Source organism: Gryllotalpicola protaetiae, assembly GCF_003627055.1.
Classification (GTDB): domain Bacteria; phylum Actinomycetota; class Actinomycetes; order Actinomycetales; family Microbacteriaceae; genus Gryllotalpicola; species Gryllotalpicola protaetiae.
This window is the reverse complement of record NZ_CP032624.1, coordinates 2068674-2094080: the sequence shown is the minus strand read 5'-3', so window position 1 is coordinate 2094080 and position 25407 is coordinate 2068674. Positions and strand designations below refer to the sequence as shown.

Below are 25407 nucleotides of genomic sequence, written 5' to 3'. Positions count from 1 at the left end.
CCCAGCGGCCCGTTCAGATTAGGAGTGTGCGCGGTACGCCACAAGGTCTCGGCGTCAGTAGATCAGCCGAATCGAGCTAACTCCTGCCGGCGTCAATCCGGCCGCGATGTCCTTGACCCGCGATTGCGTTCTGCGCAGCGGACACGTGATTGCCGATCTGCCCAGCAAGGGCAGCAGCGGCGCGCAGGTGATCGACGGCAGCTGCGACGCTCTCGGCGGGGTTTCCTCCGCTGTCCTCGATGACGTCGTATTCGTCCAAGGAGTCGACGAGGCGGTCGGCCAGTTGGCCGAGGGCCTGTTCGGTGCCGAATCCGATTGCAGTTTTGAGGTTGCCGAGCACGCTGTAGATCGTTGGAGCTGGGATGCCACCGCTCCAGATCGTGGCGTGGTTGATCGCGCGGATCGCCTCGTACGCCGTGTCTGCGTCAGTGACGATGCCACGCGGCCCGTCCTCTTCGGTCATGATCGGCTTCCTCTATCCCATCTACTGCGCCACCGAGGCGGATGCGCCGGGCGACGGCGGCGGCTGGAGCACGGGTCCCGCCGGCGCAGCGCCGTCGATGCTGGGCCGGCGGGCGACCTCGACGCGGTTGTAGCGCAGCGACGGACCCACGGCGTCAGCGACCACTTCGGTCGACGAGCGAGCCTCGCCGGTGTGCTCGTCGACCCAGTGGCGGAACTCGAGGTTGCCGCTGACGAGGACGCTGTCGCCCTTTGTGAGGCTCGCCCGGACGTTCTCGGCCAGGCGCCCGAATGCCGTGACGCGGTGGAACTGGGTCTCGCCGTCGACCCACTTCCCGTCCTCGAGCTTGCGGTCGGTGACCGCCACGGTGAACTTGGCGAGCTTGGTGCCGTTCGTGGACTCTGCGAACGTCGGATCGGCGACGAGATTGCCCTCGATGGTGATGGGTACGCGTGTGCTCATCGGTCTTTCCCTTCTAGTTTGGAGGCCCGAGGAACCGAACCCCTCTACCTACACGTTGCGCAGCCGACGCGACCGCGGCGCGCAGATGGCGCGCATCGGGTCATCCCGCGTGCGACACCGCGATCCAGTCGGCCCACTCCTGCGGCGGGGCGCTTTCGCTGGCGTACGGGAGTTCGACGTGGCCGTCGTGGCATTCGCCGCTGTACCAGCTGGCCAGCCGGGGTAGGGCAATGGCGAGGCGCTCGTGGAACCCGATGGGGCCGTAGCCGGCGTCGAGGCTGTCGAAGGAGACGAGCCATGCGGTGTGGAGCGCTGAAAGCTCTTCGACGAGCGACCCGTGCCGGTACCAGCAGGTCGGGATCTTCCGCGCCGGCAGGCGGTAACGGCGAATGAACCACGCAACCCACTCGCCGAGGTCGGTCCAGACCTCGGGGGCCTTCTCGTCCTCGAGCGTGCGCCAGTTGACGACGGTGATGCCCAGCATCCCCGGCTCTCGCCTGCTGGCGGCGTCCTCCCACCCCGGCGGCAGCGACTGAATGAGCTCGTCCCAGTTTGCAGGGTCGATCGAGTCGCCGTCGCTCATGCCGACCACGCAGACTCGACGAAGCGCGCGATCTTCGTCCGTAGTCGGGCGATCGCCTGGGCTGATGCCGCGCGGCGGGAGACCAGGCCCGACAGCGCGCGGTCGCGGTCGATGAGCTGGTGAACGGCCTCGTGGCACCGCGGGTGCAGTGCCATGAGGTCCTTGTGTCGCTCGTGGGCCCGCCAGCCGACCGGGGTCTGGGTGACGCCGTGGTAGTCGAGGTGGTGCAGCTCGAGCGTGCGAGTCGTGCCAGGCCCGAGGCAGAGCGCGCAGCGCAGTGCGCCGGCGCGGCGTCGCTCTTCGATGAACCAGTGGTCGCGTCGCGAGAACCAGGCGGGTGAGCGTAGATAACGGATGCGGTACTGGTTGTCCCACGCGGGACGCCGTCGGTTCGACATCAGCCGCGCTCCGCCGTGCGCCTGCGGTCGACCGCCGCGCGGTATTGCTCGGCGAACACGGCCTGCTGCTCGAGTTCGGTCGCCTTCTTGGAGGAGGAGATGTCGGCGGCGTCGCGTCGGTCGGTCCAGCCGCGCAGGTCGAGCACGATGCCGCGGCGCGTGCGGTACGCGAGGAGGCCGACGGTTTCCGGCATCCGTCTGATCTCATCCACCGTCATCACTGGGACCTTCTCGTTGCGCACGTTCGTCGACGAGCCGGAGGAGTTGTACGAGTGGGCGGTATCGCGGACGCGGCGCGCGCCGAGAAGTGATGCCACATCGCGGAGGTGGTCGACATCGCTGGCGCCACCGAGCAGGAGCTTCGCGGTAGCGGCGGACCAGATGGTGTCGGCTTCGGCCTTCGACCACGCGGTCTCGGCCTGCGAGAGGGCCTGCAGAACAACCACGGTGGAGATCCCCTGGCCGCCGCCGTCGGCCATGATGCGTGGCAGCGCCGGCCAGGAGAACATGTTGGCAATCTCATCGAGGATCAGCGCGAGCGGCAGATCGAGGCGTGAGCCCGGTGAGGCAAGCGCCTTGCGGCGCGCGGTCTCGACTACGTCATCGAGCACCGCGCCGAGGAAGCCACCGACCGAGCCGGCGCCCGCTCCCGTGCCGACGAGGTAGAGGCTGTTGGGTGCCGTAAGGAATTGGTCGGCGTCGAAGTGCTCGCCGTGGCCCGGGGTCATGGCTCTGCGGATCGCCGGGATCGCCAGCGGCCGGACGGCGCCCGAGACGCCGAACCACGAGGAGGCGAGGAGCTTCTCGTCGCCGTTGATGATCGCGTCGAGGTCCTCGGCCCACCCGGGTGCGCCCTGGCTCGACAGGACGCTGACGGCCTCGAGCGCGAGGCGCGGGTTTGAGCCCCAGCGGGCGAGCGCGTCGGCGCCACGGCCCGAGACGGCGGCGGCGTGCAGCAGTCGGGAGAGCACAGAGGACGCGACGTGCGCCCACTCCTGGTTCGTCTTGGAGCCCCCGAGTGCGGTGCCCGCCACGATCGCGTGGCCGCGTTGATCGGCCACGAGCGGGTCTTCGCACCCGGTCACCGGCGAGATCCGAAGGGACGAGCGGACGCCCGACAGTTCTTGCGGGTCGAAGACCGTCACCTCGCCCATGCGCGCGCGGGCGCGCATCGTGGCCGAGAGGTTGTCGTTGCGGGTCGAGGTGGTGATCAGCGGCCCGTCCCAGTCGAGGATCGCGTTGATGATGAACCGGTAGCCCTTGCCCGAGCGCGGGGCTCCTTCGACGACCACGGAGTCTTCGATCGAGACGTAGACGTCGTGCCCGTGCGCGCGGCCGACTTTCCAGCCGACGGATGCCGGCGTCGGGTTCTCGAGCGACGGGCGAAGTGTCTTCGCCCGGCGCAGCGCGGTGCGGGCCGACGCGTGCCGCCGGATCTCGCCGCCTTTGGCGAGCCCGTCGCGGAGGCGCAGTTCGTGGATGAAGTGCCGATCGGACTGTCGGAAGCGGAACCACCAAGCCGCTGCGGCGCCGGCGGCCGCGATGATGATCACGAGCGCGAGGAGGTCGAGACCCCTGACCGGCGTGACCGGCACGTGGCATCCGTTCGCGCCTTCGTATCCGCCCGCGTCGCCGCTGATTGCGAGCTGCAGGCCGGCGAAGATGCTGGCCGGGCGGCCACCCGTGCCGCAGATGACGCGGATGGCCGCCGCTCCGATCAGCGTTGCGAGGCCGCCTGCGACGACGACCGCGAAGATGCCGTAGACGACGATCGTCGCCCACCCGGATGACTGCTTGCTGTTCATAGCGGGACCTCAGTGCCGTGCGCCGCCGAGCGCGTCGGTGCGGAAGACGCCGAGCTCGTGGTCGGTGCAGATGTTGCGCACCTTGGCGACGCGGTCCTGCCCGATCTGCCACAGGCCCTCGCCCTTGTGGAGCTTGCGGACGAGGTCGGCCTGGGTGTCGTTCCAGCCCAGAATCTCGCGGGATCTGGGGATCTCGCCCGTGTGCTGCGCATAAGAGATGCGCGTCTCGCAGTCGGCGAGCAGGCCGAGAGCGCGCGAGTGCAAGGCGCTATTGCGGTCGCCGAGCGCGTCGAGGTCGGCGACGCGGTGCAGCAGGTACCAGTTGCTCGTGCCGAGGTGGCGGGCCACCTTCTCGTCCTCGACGCGGTCGGCCAAGCCGTCGCCGCCGGTGACGTCGTTGAGCAGTTCGACGGCGGCTTCCTCATGCACGATGACGCGCGCCTCGCGGTTCGCGCCGCGGCTCGCGCGGCGGATCCAGTTCGCGGTGGCGAGGCGGGCGAGTGCCTGCGCTTCGGGCGATACGCCCTTCAGGGCAGAGGTGTCGACGACCATCATCGGGGCGGATGTGTCGAAGGCGACTGTTGACGGGCCGTCGAAGAACCCCGTGAGGTCGCCGGAGACCATGCGGCGCAGGGTGTGGGCGAGCCGGCGGCCGGCCTCTGTGACTTCAGCCGGGAGCTTGGCGTCGGGGTCGGCGAGACGGGCGTACACCTGGGTGATCGTCACGACTGAGTTGTCGCGCAGCGCATCGAGCGCGATGTCGAGCGCGGTGTGCTCGACGGGTTCGAAGTTCCCGCCCTCGCGCAGTCGGCGGATGATCGTCTTCACGGTCGCGCGTCGGTACTGCAGGACGTTCTGGTTCCAGTCCTCGTTCGAGAACGACGGGTCGCGTGGGCCCTCGTCGAGCAGGTTGATGCGCGCGGCCTTGCCAGGTCCCACGCTGATAGAGGTGCCGCCGACGTACTCGGCCACCTTCACCCACTCGCCGTTCGGGTCGTGAGGCACCGCGATCTTGCGGCCGAGGCGCGCGAGCCGCGACGACCAGGACTTCGCGAGCATCGACTTGCCCGTGCCCTTCACCCCGATGATCGCGACCGAGTGCGAGCGCACGGCCTCGGCCGAGTACGCGTCCCACGGGTCGAAGCAGAACGGGGCGCGCGACAGCTGGTTCTCGCCGATGTAGGCCCCTGTGAGAATGTCGCCGGTCTCGGCGAGGAACGGGTATGCACCGCCGAGGACCTTTGATGAGGTGCGGTGTGCGGGCGGGGTGACCCGCAGCGGGGCGCGGAGGTTGTGCTGGTGCTTCCACCCCCAGGCGGGCATCTTCGAGGGTGGTAGTTCTGGCGCCTGCAGCTTCCAGCTCGAGCCGTCAGACTCGCTCGTCGACCCGGCGCCGTGCTTAGGCATCCGTCTGCTCTGATCGGCCGGAACGCGGCCGATGACGCCTGTCTGCTTCATCTCATTCCCCTTCGAGCGGAACCGGCAGCGCCGAGGTGACGAACCCCGCCGCCTGCTGACCGGAGAGTGTGGCGAGCATGAGCCGCGCCGGGTGCGAGGCCTGCTCGATGTCGGTGCGGGCCTTGGCGAGCGCGTCGCGCGACTCGGCGGACAGGGTGATGAAGCCGCGGAACTGCACGTCGCCGAACCCGTCGACGAGGTCATGCTCGCGGATGGCGAGGTTCTCTTCTTCGCGGATGTGGGTGAGCGGGATGCGCGATTGCAGCTTCAGCCTGATCGTCGCGGCGGTCTCCATGTCGGACTGCGCCCGGTTCAGTTGCGCGAGCGCCGTGTGTGTGGCGATCGGGCGCACCTGCAAGGTGATGACGCGCGTGGCGTCGCCGGCGTAGAGCAGCGGCTCGAGGAATCCGGTGCGCACATCGGTGCGCGGCCACTCGGCGACCCACAGCGTCTGGTGCCAGGACTCGTCGACGCGCAGTGCGTCCCAGGTCTCGTCGATTGCCATCACGGGCGGCGGCGACTGAGGCGTGAGGTCGGCCTGATTCGGGCTGCCGGTGCGGCGGCCGGCTGCGGCGATCGGGTCGGAGGCGACGGCTAGAAGCTCATCGAGTTCGTCGGAGTCGAGCCACCCGGCCGGGGTGAGGCGGGCGTGCTCCATCGCGGTCTCGATGCCGGCGACGCGCTCTTTGAGTACGGCGGCAAGACCAGTCAGGCCGCGCCCGGCATCGCGGATCGCGGAGTTGAGGATGCCCGTGTCGAAGGTGAGCGTGACGAAGTTGCTGAACCCCATCGAACTCTTCGAGGCGGCCTGCGTGAGCGTCCAGTACTCGTGGCGCAGCTCAGGGCTCACCTGGGGTTGATGCTCGTACTCGCGATCGACCAGGTAGTCGCGCAGCTCGTTCGAGGCGGCGCGATCGACGCGGATTCGGATCGACGTCTCGCGCAGCCCAGGCAGATTCTCGAGCGAGCTCAGCCACTCGACGAATCCGTCATATGCGCCCTCTTGCGTGCCCTTGTCGCGCAACGCCCATGCGCGCGACCCGACGCGGACGGTGACGGATGCCAGCCTGCCGCGCGCGTTGTAGATGAACGCGCCGGCCCCCGGGATCTGCACGATCTGCACGTCGCCGAGCGCGCCCGGCAGCAAGAAGCGCGAGGTGACGATCGGCGCGGCGGCCGCCTGGGCGGCGTGGCCGATATTCAGCGAGGCGACCGTGACGCGCATCCACACGTCACGGCGGAACTTGGTTTGGCCGGCGGTGGAGCGCAGCCCATACCTGACTGCCTGCACTGCGATGATGAGCAGCGCCTCGCGGCGGTAGGTGGCGACGGCGAAGAAGCAGATCACTGTGCAGATGGGCAGCAGGACCCAGATCGCGTTGACGTCGACGAACAGGGTGATCAGCAGGATGGCGACGGCGGCGCCGATCACCATCAGCTGCAGGAAGGACAGCCCGAGCAATGCGCCACGGCGCTCGCGGGCGGCGAAGCGCACGCGGGGTGCGCCTTCTTCGGAGAGGATCTGGTCTGCGGCGAAGGTGGTCATGACTCACTTCCCGAGTGTGACGAGGCGCACGGCCGTGCGGGCGGGGGCAGCCGCGGTTCCGGCGCGCGAGATCTGGTCGCGCACGGAGGGGCGGCGGTGCAGGGCGGTGCCGACCTCGGTTCCCGCGAACGAGACGAGGCGGGTCGCCCAGAGAGGCGAGAACGATGCTGCGACCACGGCGCCGGAGGCGACGAGGATGACGGCGACGCTGGCGCTGGATTTGGTGAGCTCGACGGCGAGAAGAACGATGCCGGCGGCGAGCGGTTTGGCGATGAGCAGGCCGGTCGTGACGCTCATCCACTTGCTCGCCCACGCGGTGAGCTTGGGCTGGCCGATCATCATCAGACCGATCGGTGCCATCGCAGCGAGTGCGAGCAGCCCGAATTCTCGGATCGCCATAGCGATGAAGAGGAAGAGGGAGGCGATCATCATGACGCCGACGAGCAGCAGCGCCATCACGTATTCGCCGATCGCGTTCTGCGAGGAAGCGCCTTGCGACGCGAGCGTGTAGATCACGCTGTCTTTGCTGAACTGCGAGTCCGCCATCACGGCGCCCGCGACATCGCCTTGGACGTTGACGATGCCGACGACTCGCAGCAGGCCGTCGGCGAGGCTGCCGCCCTGCACGCTACTGGTGAGGGTGCTCGTGACGTCATCCGTGATGGTCGAGAACTGCTGCATCGCCCACACACAGATCGCGGCGAACGGGATGGCAAGCGCGGCGCCGCCCGCGGCACGGCCGATGCGGTGCCAGTCCTGCAGGATCATCGCGATGCCGATCTGAACAAGCGCGATGATCAATATGACCGGCGCGGTCACCCCCACCCAGAACAGGAACTGGGAGTGGGCGACGCCCCAGCTGGCTGGGTCGATGGTCGTGTTGAACGCCGAGGAGACCATCGTGGCGATGAAGTCGCCGAGGTTGCGGATGGTGGAGGCCATGAACCCGGCGACGGTCTGGTTCGCCTGGCATCCGACCTCGGCGAAGTTGCAGTCGTAGTCCGGTGACCACGGGTCGCTGATAGCGGTGAGCAGCATGATCAGCCCACGTTGAGCGACTGGCCCCAGTTGATGAGGCCTGCGATGCCGCCGGCGACAGCGACTCCGGCGATGCAGCTGATGAGGCCGACGATGCCCGCCTTCTGCACGTGTCCGTTGCTCGAGACATGGCCGATGACGATGCAGCCCGCGGCGATCAGGCCGCCGATCACGGCGAGCGTGAGCACGATCGCGAAGACGACGTTCGCGACCGTTTGCAGGGCTCCGACGCCGGGACCCGAGAAGTCGGGGGTCGGGTTCGAGACGGAAAGGACGCTCGCCATGCGGGCGTGCGCGGAGACCACGGCTTCGTTCAGCGCATTCATGATTCGTACATCCCCTTCTATTCCCCACCCGGGTTGGAGGCCCGGACTGCGTCCGCCGGCAGCGGCACGATCAGGTCGTTGGGCATCCCCTCCGAGGGGATGTCCACCGTGAGCAGGAGCCGGTCGACACCCGGCGGCAGGTACCACACCGCGGCGAACGAGCGGCCCTGCTCGTTCGGAATCGTCCAGTCGTGATGCCCGGCGAAGAGGCCGGCGGGAAGCCACGGCAGCCCCGCGGTGGCGGCCGCGCGCGGGCCGTCGGCGATGTCGAGCACGGCACGTTCGGGGCGCCCGTCGAACTTAGTGTCGCCGAGGCTGAGGCCGGTCACCGCCTGTGTGGTCTGGTCGCCCTGCGAAGGCTTCCACTCGCCGGTCAGCGTGATCTTGACGAGTATCGCCGGAGTCCCGGCGGGGAACATCTCCTGCTTCGAGCCGGGCACGGTGCAGCCGCAGCCGTGCTTGGACTTGAAGGTCTTGCCCGGATAGACGTCGACGAGAACGGTGTCGACGATCCCGGTCGCTGCCGGGGACGCGACGTCAGGTGACGGCGACGGACTGATCGGGGCAATCGTGACGAGGTGCCTGGGTGCCTGCTCCTGAGCGTGCGCGGATGCGACGCACCCTGCGAGCGCCAGGGATGGGGCGAGCGCGGCGAGGGCGATCAGTTTCTTGATCATGAGGTTCACCTCTTTCGCGCGCGCACCTTCACTTGCACGTTGCACAGGAACGGCTCGTTTGGCGCGCATTTCGGAAATTCATTTGTCAGGAGACTTGGACGTGCAAGTGATTGCACGTGTCAGGGAAGTCGCCGGTGAAGTTGATGAGGCCCGTGACCTCGTCGCCGGCGTCGAGACGGCAGGTGCTCTGGCCGAGCTCCGAGCCGTGGGTCGCGTACGGGTCCAGGGCATGGATCAGCTGGATCGACAGGTCGTTCGCACCAGTCAGGTCGCGATGGTTGAGCGCATAGAAGTCGACTGCCTTGCCTTTCCAGTGGGCGGAGGCGGTGCCGGCGCCGGGCGTCTCGCCGGTGCATCGGCGATTGAGGTCGCTTACCCCGACCTGCTGAAAGGACTGCACCGCGACGACGATCAGCTGCAGCACGTGCGCGTCGATGACGCAGTCGGGCGCCGCGGTGCCGTTCGCCATGTCGATGACCTGTTGCTCGTAGCGCTGGTCGAGGAAGTTGAGCTTGCCGTCGTTGACTGCCGCGACGAGGAGGACCGCGGCAGCTTTCGCGTCGGCTGGGATCTGACATGAGGCGGAGGCTGAGCCGGTGAGGGCCGCCAGCACGGCCTCTGCCGGCGCGAGATATGGCGCGTAATGGTCGGGATCCTCGTTGAGCTGAACGGCGTGAGCGACGAGGGTCGGCTCTGTCGTCTGCCAGTCGGGCACGCCAAGCATTCGTTCATAGAAAGCGCGCGCCGCCTGCGCCGGGTCCAAGCGCTGCTCTCGCGAGCCGTACCCTGCACCCTGTTGGAAGACGCCGATCGTCGTGTTGTCGACGGCGTCGCCGTGATCGAGGTTCCGCAACCCGGACTCGCCCATCGCCACCATGAGGGCGATCGCCTGGGCCTGCGTCGGCACGTTCAACTGCTGGCCGACCGAGATGATCGTGGCGGCAATCTTCAGCTGCGCTTGGCCGTAGCCGTCGACGCTGCCTGCCGCCTTCAGGTCGGGAGCGTCGCCGACGCAGGTGCCAAGAGATGCCGAGGAGCCGCCGCCGTTGCCCATCGCGAGCACCATCGATACTGGCAGCGCAACGAGCGCGGCGGGGACGATCAGCAGCGCGACAGAGGCTGCGATGAGCAGGTTCCTTATCGTCTTCGGGCGGCGCGCTGCCTGGACCACCAGCGCGGCGGCGACGGGGCTCATGCGGCCAACTCCTGGTTGAGCACCGCGTAGGCGATGGTGAGCAGCCGCTTGGCGTTGGCGATCCGGGCCCGAGCCGCGCCAGGGTGGATATGGAGCGTGGCCGCGATCGTGTTGGCATCGGTGCCCATCAATACCGCGACCTCGCGCAAGCCTCCGCGGTCGGGCAGGCAGTGCAGGATCACCGGTCCGGTGATCGGGTCACCCGAGTCTGCTGCGGCCAGTGCGGCCCTCACCGTGTAGGCGGTCAAACTCACCCGGTCGCGGACAGTGCGCAGCGCGCGCGAGGTCAGGCTGTGGCCGGCAAGGATTTCGTCTGCTGCACCGTCGGAGAGCGCGAGCTCGGCGAACAGCGTCCAGTCGTCTTCACCGACGAAGCCGGCCACGAGCGACATCCACCGGTGTGCGTCGAAACGGCGGATCAGAGCGGTGAGCGGGTCGGGTGTCGCCTCGCTCTCGATGTCCTCGGGCACTTCTTCCGAGACTCGGGCCCGGCGGCCCAGGGTGCTGCGCAGGACGTTCCGGGTGATGCCGAACACGAACGCGTTCGGCGTTCCCAGTCGCTCGTCATAGCTGCTGTACCGGTGCCAGACCACTTCGCGCACGTGCTGCAGCACTGGGTCGATGTCGTTCGGCCGGCCACGCAGGCGGCTCCGGACGAACGGGAGCATGTTGTCGACCTCGCGGAGCAGAGCGTTAAGCTGCGCCTCGGGGGTCGCACCGACGTTCACTTCGACAGCCACGCCATCACGACCTTCCTGAGCGACGCGGACGGTTCGTTCTGGAGGCTCGGCCTGGGGCTCGCGAGCCGGTCGAGCGCCGACGCCCCGCGACACGGGTGCGCATGGGGAGATGGCCGCCCCTAGAGATGACGCGGGGCGTCGGTGGATTGGGGTGAGGAGGTGACTGCGACCTTGTGCCAGCGGAGTCTCAGCCACGTCGACTCACCGCCGCCCTGGCTCGGTCCGGCAGTGGAGCGGCGTTGCAAAGAGGGCGAGAACCTGCCTCCTCATGGTTCGGAAAGTAGCCCCCGGTTGGGGGTAGACGATGGATGCCACGCCTGTGTCGGCACGCTGTTTATTCGCAGCAGTCACGGCCGAGCTCTTCCATCGGATCGAGCGGGACAAAATATGGTTCAGCGAGCGAGTCCCGATCGCTCGAAGCCGGAGCTACGCCGTGATCCCGGACATCGCGTGCACTGTCGCTTCGAGCCATGCGATCACTTCCTCTCGCTTGTAGAGAACCGTGCGGGCGGTCGGCTTGTAGAAGCGCGGGCCTCTGTCATCGGAGCGCAGTCGCGCCAGCGCACCGACCGTCAGGCCCATAATCTCCGCCGCCTCGGCGGGCTGAATGAATTCACTAGACATGCCCCACTCCCCCATTCGACAGATTCTGAGTATCGGAGCTGTTGGAATGACAATAGAGTGGTTTCTCTGTTTTGACAACAGATTCGGCGTTACGCTGTCAAAATGACAGATTTTCGCGGCGCTGACGGCATCGGGACTCGCATCAAGCTCGCGCGACGCGAGCGCGGATTTCGCACGACGCGCGAGCTTGCCGAGGCGGTCCCTGACGGAAACGTCTCCCCCGCCGTCCTCGAGAACATCGAGTCGGGCAGAAAAGCAGATATCAGCGTCAGCCAATTGCTGAACATCGCGCGAGCGCTTGACGTGCCGCCCAGCCTGCTTCTTGCGCCGGTTGCCAGGCCGGAGGCGCTGCTAGACCTTCCAAATCTGAGTGCAGACTTCAACGGCATGACGAGCGCCGAGTTCGACTCATGGTTCTCGTCGTCACCGGCTGGCTACTATCGCCCGAGGCTTGCCGCGGAACGAGCCGATATCGAACTCCTCGGCTCATTACGCGAGCTTGGAGTCCTGCGGCGCGAGCTTGAGCGGCTCCAGATCATCAAGGATGTCTCCACCGGTGCTGGTGACGCCGACCTCGTCGCCGGCCTGCCAGCGATCGACAAGCGGATCGAGGCGCTTACGGGGGAAGCGGCTCGCTTGGCCGGGTTGCTGTCCAGCGCGGGAGTCGTTTCCGTCGACGAGACGCCGCTGATCACGGCCCCCGATCAGCCCGAGCCAAGCCAGTAGGTCAAAGTGGTACGACCGCGAACCCCGATTGGCAGTTACGGCGCGATCCGCGTCCAGCAGCTGGACGGCGCCAAATGGCGCGCCAGAACGCGCTACCGCTTCGACGATGGCGTCCTGCGGCAGATCGAGCGGTTCGGACCCAGCAGGGCGAAGGCCCGGAACGCACTTCAGCGAGCCCTCGCCGTCGTCGAGTCGGCTCCGACCGCCCCGCTGAAGCGTGAGACTACTTTGTCAGTGCTCGCTGACGCGTTCTTGGCAACCAAGGCGGACCGTGCCCCTCGCACCGTTGACACCTACAGACAGACCATCGAGCACCTGATTCGACCTGGCATCGGCTCGCTCGCCGTCTCCGAAGCCAGCACCGACCGACTGGGGCGCTTCATCGCCGGCGTTAGCGCCAACAACGGCCCCGGGGCCGCGAAAGCCTGCCGTGCGGTGCTCTCGGGGATGATGGGGCTCGCCGCACGTTCCGACCTCGTTCGCGTCAATCCCATTCGCGAGGTGGACCGGATCACACGGAAGCGCGGCGGAGCGACCGCGGTGCCGCTCGATCAACTGGCGGAACTTCTCTCGGCGGTTACGCACGACGAGCGCCTCCGCGAGCTCGATCAAGCCGATGTGATCCTTTTCCTCGCGAGCACCGGATGCCGACTTGGGGAAGCACTCGCGGTGCGATGGTCGTCGGTTGATCTCGATCGCGGCTTGCTGACGGTCAACGCGAACGTCGTCCGCGCCCATGGCAAGGGCGTACTTCTGCAAGACCACCCGAAGACCGCCGCCGGCGCCCGCACGATCGCCATCCCGCAGACGCTCGTGGAGCTGCTGCGTCAAAGGGAGGAAAGGTTCAGGGTCGCCAACACACACGACCTCGTCTTCCCGACCATCCGCGGGCACATCCGCGATCCGCGGAACTCCACTCGCAGCTGGTCGCAAGAACTCACTCGGCTCGGCTTCCCCGGGGTCACGAGCCACAGTTTCCGCAAGACCGTCGCAACCGCGCTCGACCAGGCCGGCATGACCGCGCGCGAGATCGCCGAATACCTCGGTCACGCAAACCCATCGCTCACGCAGGACGTTTACATGGCCAAGAACACCGGCGGAATTCGCGCCGCCGCAGCGCTCGACAACGTCGTCAGGTCCGCGTGACACTTTCCTCCTTCGCGGACCTTCGGAGATTGCGGAATGGATCGATCTCTGATTGGGTTACCAGCATCTATTGGTACTTTGGTACCGATCCGAGGGAAGACATCATGACAACCATCACTGCACCGATCAAAGTCGACGCCGAAACCGATTCGCGCATCTCGCACGCTGCTCACTTTCTGCAGCAGTCGAAGAAGGACTTTGTCGACGCTGCTGTGCGCGAGTACATCGAGAACCATCGTGCAGACATCGAAGCCGGCGTTCGCGATGCCTTGCTCAAGCTTGACGGCTCGACTCAGAGCGCCGTCGCGCTTGTCACTGGCATGAGCGCCGAAGAGCTCGACGAGCTCGGGGGCTTCGCGAAGTAGCGCCGACAGTAGGGGCCCTACCCACGAGCATCACAGCTCGCAGGTAGGGTCCTTTGTATGTCTGCCCCAGTGCGCCCGACCCGGCGGGCGCTCGCTGATCTCAACGTTCCGATGCCGCCGCTGACAGTAGAACTTGGATCCATCGACGAGCCCCTCGTACGCAAAGCACAACAGGTTCCTGACGAAGTTGAAGCTGGCGGTGCCGAGCGGGTTCTCGCGTTGGACGACCGGACTTGGTTCAAGGTGAAGACCGGTGACGAGCGAGGCGTCGTGGGCGAACTCCCCTCCGTGACCGATGAAGCGGTTCCGTCTGACGGTTGGTGGCTCGCAGCGGCTGGACATCGCAAGGCCGACACCCCGAGCCAGGACTTCTATGGGCGCATTACTGAAGAAGCCGCAAGGCAGGGCAAGGGAACCGGCAAGGTCAGCACCGAGCATCTGCTCCCTACGGACTTCGACTACCGCCGCTGGAAGGCCGAACTGGCAACGCTCAGTATCGAGTCGATCCATCAAGTAGTGCGAGAAGTGATCGCCCGTTCAGCGCTCGACGGCAAACTCTGGACGGCCGGCGTCCCGGGCTACACTATCGGCGCCCAAGTTCGCCGAATCGAGGGCGACAGCTACCTCGCGATCTGCGCCGAGGGCTACTACGACCCGAACATGGTGGCCGTGATTCTCCACTCTGTGCCCGACGTCAACGCGGAGGATTGGCTGCCCGAGCCTGGGGAGGTCCTCGGTATCAAACCGGACCTCGGCCAGATTGTCTTCTCCACGATCATTCCGCCGCGCGCTCTTGCCAGGCTGATTGACGATTTCGAAGACGAGCAAGCTTCGTCCTGAGGTCGCAGCCTGCGACGCTCGCTTCCCGTCGCCAAAACGAAAGTGCGGGGTTTATGCGGGGTCGGCCTCGCTGCCAAGCAAACGAAACCCCCGGAACCGCAGGATTCCGGGGGTCTTGGTAGCTGAGGCGGGACTCGAACCCGCGACCTCACGATTATGAGTCGTGCGCTCTCACCAACTGAGCTACTCAGCCAAGAGAAGAACAGAGCCCCGAGTCAGGATTGAACTGACGACCCCTTCCTTACCATGGAAGTGCTCTACCACTGAGCTATCGGGGCGTTCGCCAGGTTTTCCGCATCAACAGAGCCGCTGGCAACCTGCACGAGCATACCAGAGGCGACTTGCCTCCTTGAAATCGAGACGGGCATGAGCGGATGCGTGAACCGGACGCGCATCGCAAGCCCTCGGCTTCCGCCGCCCTCCCCGATAGCGTGAAAGACATGGCTTCAGAGTGGTGGCGCAGCGCAGTGATCTACCAGGTGTACCCGCGGTCGTTCGCGGACTCCAACGGCGACGGCATCGGCGACCTCCCCGGCATCACGAGCCGGCTCGAAGCGATCGCCGACCTGGGTGCCGACGCGGTGTGGCTGTCGCCGTTCCAGCCGTCTCCGCAGCACGACGCCGGCTACGACGTCGCCGACTACGTCGGGGTGGCCCCGCTGTTCGGGACGCTCGACGACTTCGACGCGCTCGTCGCGCGCGCCAAGGCGCTCACCCTCAAGGTCATCGTCGACCTGGTTCCCAATCACACCTCGAGCGATCACGAGTGGTTCCAGGCTGCGCTCAAGGCGGCCCCCGGCTCTCCAGAGCGCGATCGCTACATGTTCCGCGACGGCAAGGGTGACGGCGGCAGCGAGCCGCCGAACAATTGGGAGTCCGTGTTCGGCGGCGGCGCCTGGACCCGCGTGACCGAGGCCGACGGCACGCCCGGCCAGTGGTACCTCCACCTCTTCGACGTGAGCCAGCCGGACCTCAACTGGCGCTCGCCCGTTGTCAGAGAAGCGTTCCGCGACATCCTGCGCTTCTGGCTGGATCGCGGGGTCGACGGCTTCCGTGTCGACGTCGCGCACGGCCTGATCAAGGCCGACGGCCTGCCCGACTACGACCCGCCGAAGCACCAGGCCTCGATGGGCGGCCACACCGGCGCGGAGGACAAAGAGGACGAGCCCGAGCCCGCGCCCTACTGGGGCCAGGAGGGCGTGCACGAGATCTTCCGCGAATGGCACGCGGTGCTCGCCGAGTACGACGGCGACCGCGCACTGTGCGGCGAGGCATGGGTCGAGCCGCTGTCGAAGCTCGCCAAGTGGGTCCGCCCCGACGAGATGCAGCAGACGTTCAACTTCAGCTATCTGCTCACCGAGTGGCAGGCCGAGGCGCAGCGCGAGGTGATTCAGGAATCCCTCGAGGCGTTCGCGTCGGTCGGCGCTCCGTCGACCTGGGTGCTGTCGAACCACGACGTGCTGCGCCACGCGACCCGGCTCGCGCTCACATTCGAGAGCGCCCAGGGCGCAGGCATCGGCCCGCGCGACCTGCCGAACCTGCCCGAGCGGCACTTCGCCCTGCGCCGCGGGCGTGCAGCCACAGCCCTGATGCTCGCCCTGCCCGGTTCCGCCTACCTCTACCAGGGCGAGGAGCTCGGCCTTCCCGAGGTCGCCGACCTGCCCGACGACGCCCGCCAAGACCCGACCTGGTTCCGCACGGGCGGCGAGAAATATGGGCGGGACGGATGCCGCGTGCCGATCCCCTGGGAGTCGGCGGCCCCCGCCTACGGCTTCAGCCCGACCGGCGCGTCCTGGCTGCCCCAGCCGCCGGAGTGGGCCGAGCTGGCGCGTGACGAGCAGGAATCCGACCCGGGCTCGACTCTCGCCATGTACCGCGAGTTGCTCGCCGTGCGCCGCGAGCACGCCCTCGGGGAAGGCTCGGTCGAGTTCCTCGACGGCTTCGGCGAGGACGTCGTGGCGCTCCGCAACGGCGACGTCACGGTGCTCACGAACCTCGGCGGCTGGGACCTCTACCTGCCCGACGGTCGCGTGATCGCCGCAAGCGCGCCCGTCGGCCGCAACCTGCCGCCGGACACCACCGTCTGGATGGTCTCGGAGTAGGACCGCTTGCACAAAAGCGGCAACACATCGTGCTACGCCGCGCTTCGTACCGGAACCGCCGGACGGGAGCCCCGATTGCCGCTCTTGTGCGTAGGCGTTCCAGCTCAGAGCTCCGCGAGGCGGTACTTCACCCCATATTCCGCGATCACGCGGCGCGTGCCGGCCGGCACCTGCAGGCGCCGCGGGCTGAAGGTGTGGATCGGGAAGACGACGCGCGGCGCGATCTGCTCGACCATGGCGTGCAGGTCGTCGGCGCTCGCATGCCCGCCGGAGCCGGCTGAGCGCAGCTCGACCCCGAGCTGCCCGAGCCAGGCAATGAACGGCCGCCACCACGTGTCGAAGTCGCCGAGCGGCTGCCCGTTCGAGTGCAGCAGCACATCGCCCGGCCCGAGCGGCAGGTCGAGCAGGCTCGGCAGGTCGTGGGGGTCGGGCATGACGACGAAGCGGCCGGGATCGGCGCGCACCGCGTCGATCGAGACGGTCGAGAACCGGAGTCCGTCGCCCTCGGCGCGCGCGATCGCTTCACGATGATCGGATGCCTGCGGGCGACTCGCGTCCCACGTGACGACGTCTTCCCATCCGAGCCGCGCGAACAACGCGGCGATGCGGCCGGGCCACACCAGCCTGCGACCGGCCGCGCGCGCGGCTTCGACGAAGGCCCCCGCGCGCAACGTGTTCCGGGGGTACAGCGCCACGAGCACGAGGCCCCGCGCCTCGTCGAGCGTCGCGTGGAAGCGCGCGACCGCGTCGGATTCGGCGACGGGCGCGGGCAGTGGCTCCCACGAGAGCGTCGTCCCCTCGGTGATGAGCACGTCGACGCCCGCGACGGCCGCGATGAAGTCGCGGCTCAGCCGCGCCTCCTCACCGTGGAAGCGCAGGTCGCCGGTGAAGGCGATGCGGCCGTCGGGGGTCGTGACCAGGAATCCGCACGCGCCGACCACGTCGTGATCGACGGGAAGGGCCTCGACCGTGAGGTCGCCCACCGTCACGGGCGCACCCGGCTCGATCGGCAGCCAATCGGGCTCGGCGCCGAGCACGGGCTCGCCGCTCAGCTGCAGCGCCCGAAGCAGCGCGATGGTCTGCGGGGTGGCGTAGACGGGTACGGCCGGCCGCACAAACCCCGCCAGTCCCATGTGGTCGAGGTGGCCGTGGCTGATGAACAGGGCGTGCTCGCCTGCGGCATCCGTCGTCAGCTCATCGCTTGCAACGTCAGAAGGGAGCCAGCGCGGGTCGTACAGTCCGGGCACACGCGGCGCCGCGCCGATGCGCAACAGGTCGGCGAGCTCACGGCCCGGCCGTGAGCCGAGGCCGACCGGCGCGGCCATCAGATCCTCGCCGTTCGGAATGTCGAGGCCCATGTCGAGCTGCACTCGTGCGTCGCCGTGCGCGATCACGATCTTCGACGAGCCGATGACACCGAGGCCGCCGAAGAATTCAATGGTCGTCAACGAACAGCTCCTGAGGTCGAGTAAAGGCCGGTCACGAAGTATTTCTGCAGGAACAGGAAGAGAACGACGATCGGGATCGTCGTGAAGACGACGGCGGCAGAGAGCGTCGTCCAGTCGGTGCCGTTCACGCCGTAGAACGCGTTCAGCCCGACCTCGATCGGACGGATCGAGTCCTTGGTGGTCATGATGTAGGGCCACACGAACGAGTTCCAGGCCCCCATGAAGGTGTTGAGCCCTACGAGGATCAGTGACGGGCGCGCGAGCGGTCCGGCGATCTGGAACGCCATGCGCACCGGGCCGGCGCCGTCGAGCTGCGCGGCGTCGAAGATCTCCTGCGGGATCGACAGGAAGAACTGCCGCAGCAGGAAGATGCCGAACACCGACGCCCCGAACGGAAGGATCTGGATCCAGTAGGTGTCGAGCAGGTGCAACCGAGACGCGATCACATAGTTGGGGATGATGAGCACCGTCTGCGGCACCATCATCACCGCGAGCACGAGCAGGAACAGCGGCGTGCGCCCGAGGAAGCGCATGCGGGCGAAGGCGAACCCGGCGAGGACAGACGTCACGAGCACCAGGGCGACCGTGCACGCCCCGATGAACACCGTGTTGAGGAAGTACCTCACCCACGGCGCCGCCGACCAGGCGCGGGCGTAGTTGCCCCACTGCCAGTCGGGCCACAGCGCCGGCGGGAAGCGGTAGACGTCGCCGCGGCTCGACAGGCTGGTGATCAGCACCCACAGCAGCGGTGCGAGGAACGCCAGCCCGACGACGACGGCGACGATGGCCACGATCGTGCGGCCCCGCCGGGTTCGCCTTCTTCTCATAGACGGATGCCTGTTCCTACTTGTCCGCCGCCATGGCCTTCTCGGCCTTGTCCTGCGCGTCCTTCAGGGCCGCCTCGGGGGCCGCGTTGCCGGCGAGCGCCGACTGCAGGGCGGCGGCCAAGTCGCCAGAGGCCTCCTCGACCCAGGCGTACGGCGGGGTCGCCGACGAGCTGGCGAGGTCCTTGCTGGCGAAGGTGACATAGGGGTTCTTCGCGATGTAGTCCTTCATGTCGGCAAGCTCGAGGGTCTTCGGGTTCACCGGCAGGTAACCGGTGGCCTGGGCCCACTCGCTCTGCGTCTCAGCCTCTGTGAGGAACTGCATGTACTTCCACGCGGCTGCCTTCTGGTCATCGCTCGCCTTGTTCAAGAGGGCGATGTTAGTGCCGTTGATCTGGTTGACGCGCGTGCCGTCTGCGGCGCTCGGCACCGGCGCGACCGCCAGCTGGAACTTGCCGCCGACCGCCTGCTGGTCGTAGTAGAAGCTCGTCGACGTCGAGATGTCGAACACGCCCTTCTGAGCGCCGAGCGCGGTCTCGCCCGGGTAGTTCGTGCCGGTCTGGACGGCCCCGGCCTTCTTGAGGTCGACGAGGGTCTGCAGCGCCTTCACGACGTCGGGCGAGTCGAACTGCGGAGTGCCGTCGTCCTTGAACACGGGAGTGCCGTTCGCCTGCGCCATGAGCTCGAAGATCGTCGTGCCGCCGGCGGGGCCCGAGGATGAGCCGGGGTCGATCGGCAGCGCGACGACGCCGTCCTTCGACACGGCCTTCGCGACCGTCGCGAAGTCGTCCCACGTCTTCGGCACGTCCTGGCCGGCGGCCTTGAGGATGTCCGGGTTGTAGAAGGTGACCAGGGCGCTCGCGTTGAACGGCCACATGTACAGCGTCTTGTCGATGTAGAGGCTGTCCTTGATGCCCTTGTACAGGCCGTCGGTGGCCGACGGGTCGGCGGCGGCGTAGTCAGTGAGCGGCTCGAGCACCTGAGACTGCGCATAGGCCGCAGCCCAGTCGCCGTACACCTGCGCAATGGTCGGCGGCGCGCCAGCGGTGACGGCCGCGTCGACCTTGGTCTTCAGGGTGCCGTAGTCGGGCTGCGCCTGCAGCTCGACGGTGATGTTCGGGTTCTTCGTCTCGAACTCCTGCGTGACCTTCGCGAGCTCGGTCTTGAGGGCGCCCGAGGCCATGGCCTCGGCGAAGGTGATCGTCACCTTCTTGCTCGGGTCGAGCGTCGGCACCCCCTTCGACGCGTCGGCTTTCGAGGTCGAGGAGCTGCCCGACGAGCAGCCGGTCAGGGCGAGGGCGGCGATCGCCGCGCCCGCGAGGACAGCGGTGATGGTGGTGCGCTTCATGGGTTGGCCTTTCGCAAGGGTCGTGTGGCAGGTCGGGAGTGGGAGCGTGATGGGGCGCCGTCGCCGCCCTGCAGCCGGAGCTGCAGAATGCTGAGCGCGGCGGTGACGAGGAAGAGCACGACCGCGAGCGCGGCCGCATAGCCGGTGTTCGAGAACACGAACGCCTGTTGGTAGAGCTGGAAGCCGAGCGTCGAGGTCGTGTAGCCGGGGCCGCCGCGGGTCAGCACGAAGAACTGCGTGAAGGCCTGCAGGCTGCCGACCGACTCGATGAGCAGCACGAGCGTCACGACCGGTCGGAGCTGCGGGAAGGTGACGTGCCAGAACTCCTGCCAGCCGTTGGCGCCGTCGAGCTTGGCGGCCTCGGAGAGCTCGGTCGAGATCGTGGTGAGGCCTCCGAGGAACACGATGGTCACGAACCCCAACTCGTGCCACAGCGAGTAGATGAGCACGGCGGGCATCGCCCAGTTCGAGTCGCCCAGCCAGTCGATGTTCTTGTGACCCGTCGCGTGCACGACCAGGTTGGCGAGGCCGAACTGCGGGTTGAAGATCCACACCCACACCAGCGACGTGGCGACGATCGGCGTCACGTGCGGCAGGAAGACCATAGTGCGGGCGGATGCCAGGGCGCGACCGCCCCGCGCGAGCAGCAGCGCCAGCGCGAGACCGATGGCCGTGCCGCCGATCACCATGCCGGCGACGAAGTAGAACGAGACGCCGAGCGTCGACCAGAAGCTGGGCGTGCCCTGGCCGGTGAACAGGGTCTGGTAGTTCTCGAGCCCGATGAACTTCGACAGCGCCGGGTTGAACTTGTTCCACTTGAACAGCGAGAGCGCGAAGGTGTAGACCGTCGGCCCGATCGAGAACACAAGGAAGATCAGCAGCGCCGGCAGCACGAAGAGATAGGCGACCGGCGAACGCAGCGTTCCCCAGTTCTTCAATCGCACGACGTACCCCAAGACCGTGGCGGCGGCGCTGGAATGTCGGTGCAGCGCCCCTGGCCCGCGGCCAAGATTCGACCGTACCTTGTGCCCCGTTACGGGCGTAAGGCCGGGCCGTGACTCAGAGGTGAACTCTGCTGCTTACGGCTGGCCCGCGTGCGCGGTCAGCCACGGCAGCGGGTCAACCGCAGTGCCGTCGACGTGCAGTTCGAAGTGCAGGTGCGCGCCCGTCGAGATTCCCGAGATCCCGACGTTGCCGACGATGTCGCCCGCCGAGACGACCTGGCCGTTGCTGACCTTGATCGAGCCGGGCGCCATCTCGCAGTACCAGCTCTCGATGTGGTGGCCGTCGATCACGCCGTTGTCGACCACGACGTGCACACCGAGCGAGTCGCTCGGGTTCGAGACGACCTGCGTCACCTTGCCGGCCGCGATGATCTGAATGGGGACGCCGGCGCCCGGGTCGAAGTCCACGCCCTTGTGGAAGGTCGATGCGCCTTCCATCGGGGCGACCCGCGGGCCGAAGCCGTAGGAGATCGGCGACTTGAACGGGAACGGCCACCTGATGCTGCCGCCCGCGATGAAGGTGCCCGGCTTCGTCGCGGCCGAGTACCCGTCGCGGGATGCCTGGGGCGCGGTGTCCGCGAGGGACGCCTTCCACGCCTGGACCTGCCCGGGCGCCTGCACGCCGGCCGCCGAGGCCGCCGCAGCGGTCGCGCTCTGGCCGAGGGCCAGCATCGGCACGACGCTCGTGATCGCGAGGCCGATGGCGAAGACGAATGCGGCGACCGTGAGCGGCCTGCGCGACTTCCGCTTCAGCTGGGCGACGCGCGGCGTCGCGGCGAGCGCGGGCTTGGGCGCCGCGTGCCCGAGCGCGCGCCGACGCCGGGGCACGCGGACGCGTTCCTGCTCACGCAGGGCGCGCCGCGTCAGCGGCTGGTGGGCGGTCTCGTGCACAGGGGTATCGACTTCTGTCGCAGGGGCTCGGGAGCGGTGTCCGTTCGCCGGGACGAGCGAAAACCGATTTCGTTACCCTACCGTGATGATCCTGGGAAGACGCAACCCCCGGTCAGGGGCGGGCCGCGACGACGTCGATCTCGACCAGGATGCTCGCGAGGTCGCTGCCGACGGTGGTGCGCACAGGGTACGGCGCCGGCATCACACGCTGGTACGCCGCATTGAACCCGGCGAAATCGGCGTCGAGATGCTGCAGGTGCACGGTCGCCTTGACGACATCGGCGAGCGTCAGCCCAACCACAGCCAGGGCGCGTTCGACGTTGCGCAGCACCGCCTCGGTCTGCGCCTCGACTCCGTCGGGCACCGCGCCGGACGCCGGGTCCTGCGGGCCGAATCCCGCTGTGAACACAAGCGTGCCGGTGTCGACGACCTGCGAGTACGGGCCGGCCGGGGTCGGAAGATCGGGGCTGATGTGGGCCTGCTTCATGACGTTCTCCTTTACTGGACGATTCAGAACTGAGTGTGGATGACCCCGCGCACGACGCCGGCATCGTCCGCCAGCGCGGCCAGGCACCACTTGTCGAAGGTCGTGCACGGGTGTGAGATGCCGAGCACCATGCGGTCGCCCGGCTGCAGCCCGCTGCCCTCCGGCAGCGCGAGGAACGCATGCTGGTCATTGAGCGCCGTCACGCGAACGCCCGGCACGGCGACGGCATCGCCGCCATGGCGCTCGGCGCGCAGCACGACGGGAAGGCCCTCGTCGAACGAGACGTCGCGCCGACCTGCCCCGAGCAACGCCAGGCCGGGCTCCGGACGCGAGAGCACCCGAGCGTGCACCTCGAGAGCCGGCCGGAACTCCGGCAGCGCCGCGCCGCGCACGGCTGGGCTGCTCTCGAGGTAGACGCCATGGTCGTGCACGACGTAGCTGCCGCTGCGCACGACGGTCGCCGTGCCCGGCACGGCGCACGCCGCGAACGCGTCGATCACGAGATCGAAGTAGTGGCTGCCGCCCGCGCTCAGCACGAGCGCGACACCGTCGTCGGATGCCTGCGCCAGCAGCCCCTGCGCCGCGATCGCCTCGCCCAGTCCGCGCACCTCGGCGAGGAAGGCACGGACGGAGTCGAGGGTCGCGTCGTCCGCCCCGCCGCCGAGCACGCCCTCGAAGCACGTGGCGCCGGCGACGGCGAGCGTGCCCGTCGCGGCCGCCGCGCGCGCCACGGCGATGCCCTGCTCGCGGGTGCGCACGCCCGCCCGACCGCCCACCGGCCCGAGCTCGACGAGCACGCGCAGCCGCGGCGTCTCGAGCCCCGCCGCGCGCAGCCCGGCGTCGAGCAGCGCCACGCCCCGGGCAGAGTCGATACAGCAGTAGACCGTGAGCGCCGGGTCAGCGGCGAGCAGCGTCGCGAGGCGGCCGACGGCGGCGGCATCCGCCACCTCGTTCGCGATCAGCACACGGCGCGCACCGGCGCGGTAGAAGACCTCTGCCTGCCGCACGTCGGCCGCCGTGATCGCCCAGGCGCCGGCCTCGAGCTGGCGCGCGACGATCTCGGGGCTCATCGTCGTCTTGCCGTGCGGGGCGAACAGCGCGCCGCGATCCGCGAGATACGCGGCCATCACGGCGACGTTGTGCTCGAGCGCGCTCTCGCGCACGACCAGCAACGGCAGCGTGAACGCGCCGTCCGCGAGCGGCAGGCCGACGAGCTCGCGCGCGATCGCGCCTGGCGGCACACCCCCGAAGCCCTTGTCGACGGGGTCGACGGGCGCCTCGGCCCACGCGGCGAGCGCGGCCCCGAGCGCCTCGCGATCGGCTGCAGGTGTCATCCGCCCTCCTTCACGATGCGCGCGAACCCGCGCAGCAGCGGCCGACCCGGCCGCTCGGCGGTGACCTCTCCGTCGCGCAGCGCGAACCGGCCGGCGACGAGCACGTGCGGCACGCCGACCGCCGGGCGTACCGGCGCACCGTAGTCGGCGACGTCGGCCACAACCGCCGGGTCGACCACGGCGAGGTCGGCCATCGTCCCCTGGGTCACGCTGCCGCGATCGGCCAACCCGAATCGCTGGGCCGCGTGTCCGGCGAGGTGCCAGGCCGCTTCGCCCCACGTCCAGTCGCCGAGCTCGCGCACGTGGCGACCGAGCAGGCGTGCGAAGGCCCCCCAGCCACGTGGGTGCGGGTGAGAGCCGAGATAGATCGCGTCAGAGGACGCCAATTGCTCCGGACGCCGCAGCAGGGCTCGCACGTCGCACTCGTCGCGGTCGGCGCCGTTGTCGACGACGCAGCCGACGGCGAGGTCGCTCGCGACGAGCAGCTCGCAGACGAAGTCGGCCAGGTCGGCGCCGTGCGCTCGGGCCGCCTCGGTGAGCGGCATCCCCTCCGCCCAGGCGAAGTCATGGCTCGCGATGTACGCGAGTCGCACGGTAAAGAGCCGCGGATTGGCGGGGAACCAGCGCATGCGCAGTTCATGGCGAACGGATGCCTGACCGAGCCGCGCGACCGTCGCGCCGGGTCCGCCCGCCTGCAGCTCGGGCGGCAGCGCGATCATCGCGAGGATCGTCGCGCCGCGCAGGTACGGGTAGCTGTCGAAGCTGAGCACCGTGCCGCGCTCGGCTGCCGCGTCGAGCAGCGGCTCGACGAGCGCGAACCGGGCGGTGAGGTGCGAGATATGGCCATTCGCACCGGAGCGCTCTGCGATCAGAGCGAGCTCCCCGATGGCATCCGCTATTCGCTCGCTCGCGTAGCCGCGCAGGTGGCTGACGAGCGCGCCGGCCGCCGCCCCCACCGGGTCCGCGAGCGCGACCAGCTCGTCGATGCCGGCGAAGCCGCCAGGCACGTAGTCGAGCCCGGTCGACAGGCCGAGCGCGCCCTCGGCGAGCGCCTGCTCGACCACCCCGACCATCCGCGCCAGCTCGGCGGGCGTCGCGGGCCGGTCATCCAGCCCGATCACGTCGGCGCGCACGGTTCCGGCCGGGACGAGCTGCCCGACGTTGACGGCGCTGCCGCCGGCGAGCGACCGCAACCGCTCGGCGACTCCGTAGCCTTCCCCGCCGACGCGTCCGTTGACGGCCGCGAAGTAGCGCTCGGCGTGACGCAGCCCGCGTGTGCCGGTCGGCGCGAACGAGATGCCGTCCTGCCCGATGATCACCGAGGTGACGCCCTGGCGCAGCAGCGCCTGCTGCACGCGCGGCTCGGGGAGCACGGCGTCGACGTGGGCGTGCACATCGATGAAGCCCGGGAAGACGAGCAGGCCTGTGACGTCGAGTCGCTCCGCCGCATCGGCGCCCGCGAGGTCGCCGACCGCGGTGATGCGGTCGGCGCCGATGCCGACATCGGCGCGCAGCGGCTCTGCACCGCTGCCGTCGACGACGCGGCCACCGGAAAGGATCAGGTCGAAGGCCGGCAC

26 protein-coding genes and 2 tRNA genes are annotated in these 25407 nt (G+C 68.4%); 5 read left to right on the top strand and 23 right to left on the bottom strand.

Annotation, left to right across the window (positions count from 1 at the left end):
* Window positions 1-76: 76 nt before the first annotated feature.
* From D7I44_RS10265 to D7I44_RS10205, 13 genes are all read right to left on the bottom strand, one after another.
* On the bottom strand, window positions 77-463 hold the full coding sequence (locus tag D7I44_RS10265; RefSeq protein ID WP_120789413.1) for a hypothetical protein: 387 nt from the start codon (window positions 461-463) through the stop codon (window positions 77-79).
* Window positions 464-484: 21 nt separating this feature from the next.
* The gene (locus tag D7I44_RS10260) at window positions 485-925 is read right to left on the bottom strand and encodes a single-stranded DNA-binding protein (RefSeq protein ID WP_120789412.1); all 441 of its coding nucleotides are present in this window, start codon (window positions 923-925) and stop codon (window positions 485-487) included.
* Window positions 926-1025: 100 nt separating this feature from the next.
* Window positions 1026-1508 carry a hypothetical protein gene (locus tag D7I44_RS10255; RefSeq protein ID WP_162940197.1) on the bottom strand — a complete coding sequence of 161 codons (483 nt, stop codon included), beginning with the start codon at window positions 1506-1508 and terminating at the stop codon, window positions 1026-1028.
* The gene (locus tag D7I44_RS10250; RefSeq protein ID WP_120789410.1) at window positions 1505-1906 is read right to left on the bottom strand and encodes a hypothetical protein; all 402 of its coding nucleotides are present in this window, start codon (window positions 1904-1906) and stop codon (window positions 1505-1507) included. Before D7I44_RS10250 ends, D7I44_RS10255 begins: the two co-directional genes overlap by 4 nt.
* Window positions 1906-3711, bottom strand: a complete 1806-nt coding sequence (locus D7I44_RS10245) for a type IV secretory system conjugative DNA transfer family protein (RefSeq protein ID WP_245979526.1) — start codon at window positions 3709-3711, stop codon at window positions 1906-1908. The genes D7I44_RS10250 and D7I44_RS10245 overlap by 1 nt, the downstream gene beginning before the upstream one ends.
* Window positions 3712-3720: 9 nt before the next feature.
* Window positions 3721-5169 (bottom strand): ATP-binding protein, encoded by a 1449-nt coding sequence (locus D7I44_RS10240; protein WP_120789409.1) that lies wholly within the window; start codon window positions 5167-5169, stop codon window positions 3721-3723.
* A 1-nt stretch (window position 5170) separates the two neighbouring features.
* On the bottom strand, window positions 5171-6715 hold the full coding sequence (locus D7I44_RS10235) for an SCO6880 family protein (RefSeq protein ID WP_120789408.1): 1545 nt from the start codon (window positions 6713-6715) through the stop codon (window positions 5171-5173).
* A 3-nt stretch (window positions 6716-6718) separates the two neighbouring features.
* Window positions 6719-7753 (bottom strand): hypothetical protein, encoded by a 1035-nt coding sequence (locus tag D7I44_RS10230; protein WP_120789407.1) that lies wholly within the window; start codon window positions 7751-7753, stop codon window positions 6719-6721.
* Window positions 7754-7755: 2 nt separating this feature from the next.
* Window positions 7756-8079 carry a hypothetical protein gene (locus D7I44_RS10225; RefSeq protein ID WP_120789406.1) on the bottom strand — a complete coding sequence of 108 codons (324 nt, stop codon included), beginning with the start codon at window positions 8077-8079 and terminating at the stop codon, window positions 7756-7758.
* Window positions 8080-8096: 17 nt separating this feature from the next.
* Complete coding sequence (locus D7I44_RS10220) at window positions 8097-8756, bottom strand: hypothetical protein (protein WP_162940196.1); 660 nt, start codon at window positions 8754-8756, stop codon at window positions 8097-8099.
* An 85-nt stretch (window positions 8757-8841) separates the two neighbouring features.
* Entirely contained in the window at window positions 8842-9951 is a 1110-nt protein-coding gene (locus tag D7I44_RS10215; RefSeq protein ID WP_120789404.1) for a hypothetical protein, read from the bottom strand.
* A complete protein-coding gene (locus D7I44_RS10210; RefSeq protein ID WP_120789403.1) occupies window positions 9948-10691 on the bottom strand; it encodes an RNA polymerase sigma factor in 744 nt (247 codons plus the stop codon). The genes D7I44_RS10215 and D7I44_RS10210 overlap by 4 nt, the downstream gene beginning before the upstream one ends.
* Before the next feature lie 426 nt (window positions 10692-11117).
* Window positions 11118-11330, bottom strand: coding sequence for a helix-turn-helix transcriptional regulator (locus D7I44_RS10205; RefSeq protein WP_120789402.1), 213 nt, complete (start codon window positions 11328-11330; stop codon window positions 11118-11120).
* A gap of 87 nt (window positions 11331-11417) precedes the next feature.
* Here D7I44_RS10205 and D7I44_RS10200 point away from each other — a divergent pair, with 87 nt between their 5' ends.
* The 4 genes from D7I44_RS10200 to D7I44_RS10185 all read left to right on the top strand — a co-directional run bounded on the left by D7I44_RS10200 (window position 11418) and on the right by D7I44_RS10185 (window position 14392).
* On the top strand, window positions 11418-12041 hold the full coding sequence (locus D7I44_RS10200; protein ID WP_120789401.1) for a helix-turn-helix domain-containing protein: 624 nt from the start codon (window positions 11418-11420) through the stop codon (window positions 12039-12041).
* A 234-nt stretch (window positions 12042-12275) separates the two neighbouring features.
* Window positions 12276-13187, top strand: a complete 912-nt coding sequence (locus D7I44_RS10195) for a tyrosine-type recombinase/integrase (protein WP_162940195.1) — start codon at window positions 12276-12278, stop codon at window positions 13185-13187.
* Window positions 13184-13552 (top strand): hypothetical protein, encoded by a 369-nt coding sequence (locus D7I44_RS10190; protein WP_245979525.1) that lies wholly within the window; start codon window positions 13184-13186, stop codon window positions 13550-13552. Before D7I44_RS10195 ends, D7I44_RS10190 begins: the two co-directional genes overlap by 4 nt.
* 57 nt (window positions 13553-13609) lie before the next feature.
* Window positions 13610-14392, top strand: a complete 783-nt coding sequence (locus tag D7I44_RS10185) for a hypothetical protein (RefSeq protein ID WP_162940194.1) — start codon at window positions 13610-13612, stop codon at window positions 14390-14392.
* Between the two features lie 116 nt (window positions 14393-14508).
* Here D7I44_RS10185 and D7I44_RS10180 read toward each other — a convergent pair.
* Window positions 14509-14585, bottom strand: a tRNA-Met gene (locus D7I44_RS10180).
* A 13-nt stretch (window positions 14586-14598) separates the two neighbouring features.
* A tRNA-Thr gene (locus tag D7I44_RS10175) sits at window positions 14599-14670 on the bottom strand.
* 162 nt (window positions 14671-14832) lie between these two features.
* On the opposite strand from D7I44_RS10175, the gene D7I44_RS10170 reads away from it, so the two are divergent.
* A complete protein-coding gene (locus tag D7I44_RS10170; RefSeq protein WP_120789397.1) occupies window positions 14833-16494 on the top strand; it encodes a glycoside hydrolase family 13 protein in 1662 nt (553 codons plus the stop codon).
* Window positions 16495-16598: 104 nt separating this feature from the next.
* Here D7I44_RS10170 and D7I44_RS10165 read toward each other — a convergent pair whose 3' ends face one another.
* From D7I44_RS10165 to D7I44_RS10130, 8 genes are all read right to left on the bottom strand, one after another.
* Complete coding sequence (locus D7I44_RS10165) at window positions 16599-17942, bottom strand: MBL fold metallo-hydrolase (protein WP_120789396.1); 1344 nt, start codon at window positions 17940-17942, stop codon at window positions 16599-16601.
* Entirely contained in the window at window positions 17939-18733 is a 795-nt protein-coding gene (locus tag D7I44_RS10160) for a carbohydrate ABC transporter permease (RefSeq protein WP_162940193.1), read from the bottom strand. The genes D7I44_RS10165 and D7I44_RS10160 overlap by 4 nt, the downstream gene beginning before the upstream one ends.
* A gap of 52 nt (window positions 18734-18785) precedes the next feature.
* A complete protein-coding gene (locus tag D7I44_RS10155; RefSeq protein ID WP_120789394.1) occupies window positions 18786-20114 on the bottom strand; it encodes an ABC transporter substrate-binding protein in 1329 nt (442 codons plus the stop codon).
* On the bottom strand, window positions 20111-21058 hold the full coding sequence (locus D7I44_RS10150; RefSeq protein WP_162940192.1) for a carbohydrate ABC transporter permease: 948 nt from the start codon (window positions 21056-21058) through the stop codon (window positions 20111-20113). Before D7I44_RS10150 ends, D7I44_RS10155 begins: the two co-directional genes overlap by 4 nt.
* A gap of 135 nt (window positions 21059-21193) precedes the next feature.
* Complete coding sequence (locus D7I44_RS10145; protein WP_120789392.1) at window positions 21194-22009, bottom strand: M23 family metallopeptidase; 816 nt, start codon at window positions 22007-22009, stop codon at window positions 21194-21196.
* Window positions 22010-22121: 112 nt separating this feature from the next.
* Window positions 22122-22496, bottom strand: coding sequence for a RidA family protein (locus D7I44_RS10140; protein WP_120789391.1), 375 nt, complete (start codon window positions 22494-22496; stop codon window positions 22122-22124).
* A gap of 23 nt (window positions 22497-22519) precedes the next feature.
* On the bottom strand, window positions 22520-23830 hold the full coding sequence (locus tag D7I44_RS10135) for a type III PLP-dependent enzyme domain-containing protein (protein ID WP_120789390.1): 1311 nt from the start codon (window positions 23828-23830) through the stop codon (window positions 22520-22522).
* Window positions 23827-25407 carry an N-acyl-D-amino-acid deacylase family protein gene (locus tag D7I44_RS10130; RefSeq protein WP_120789389.1) on the bottom strand — a complete coding sequence of 527 codons (1581 nt, stop codon included), beginning with the start codon at window positions 25405-25407 and terminating at the stop codon, window positions 23827-23829. Before D7I44_RS10130 ends, D7I44_RS10135 begins: the two co-directional genes overlap by 4 nt.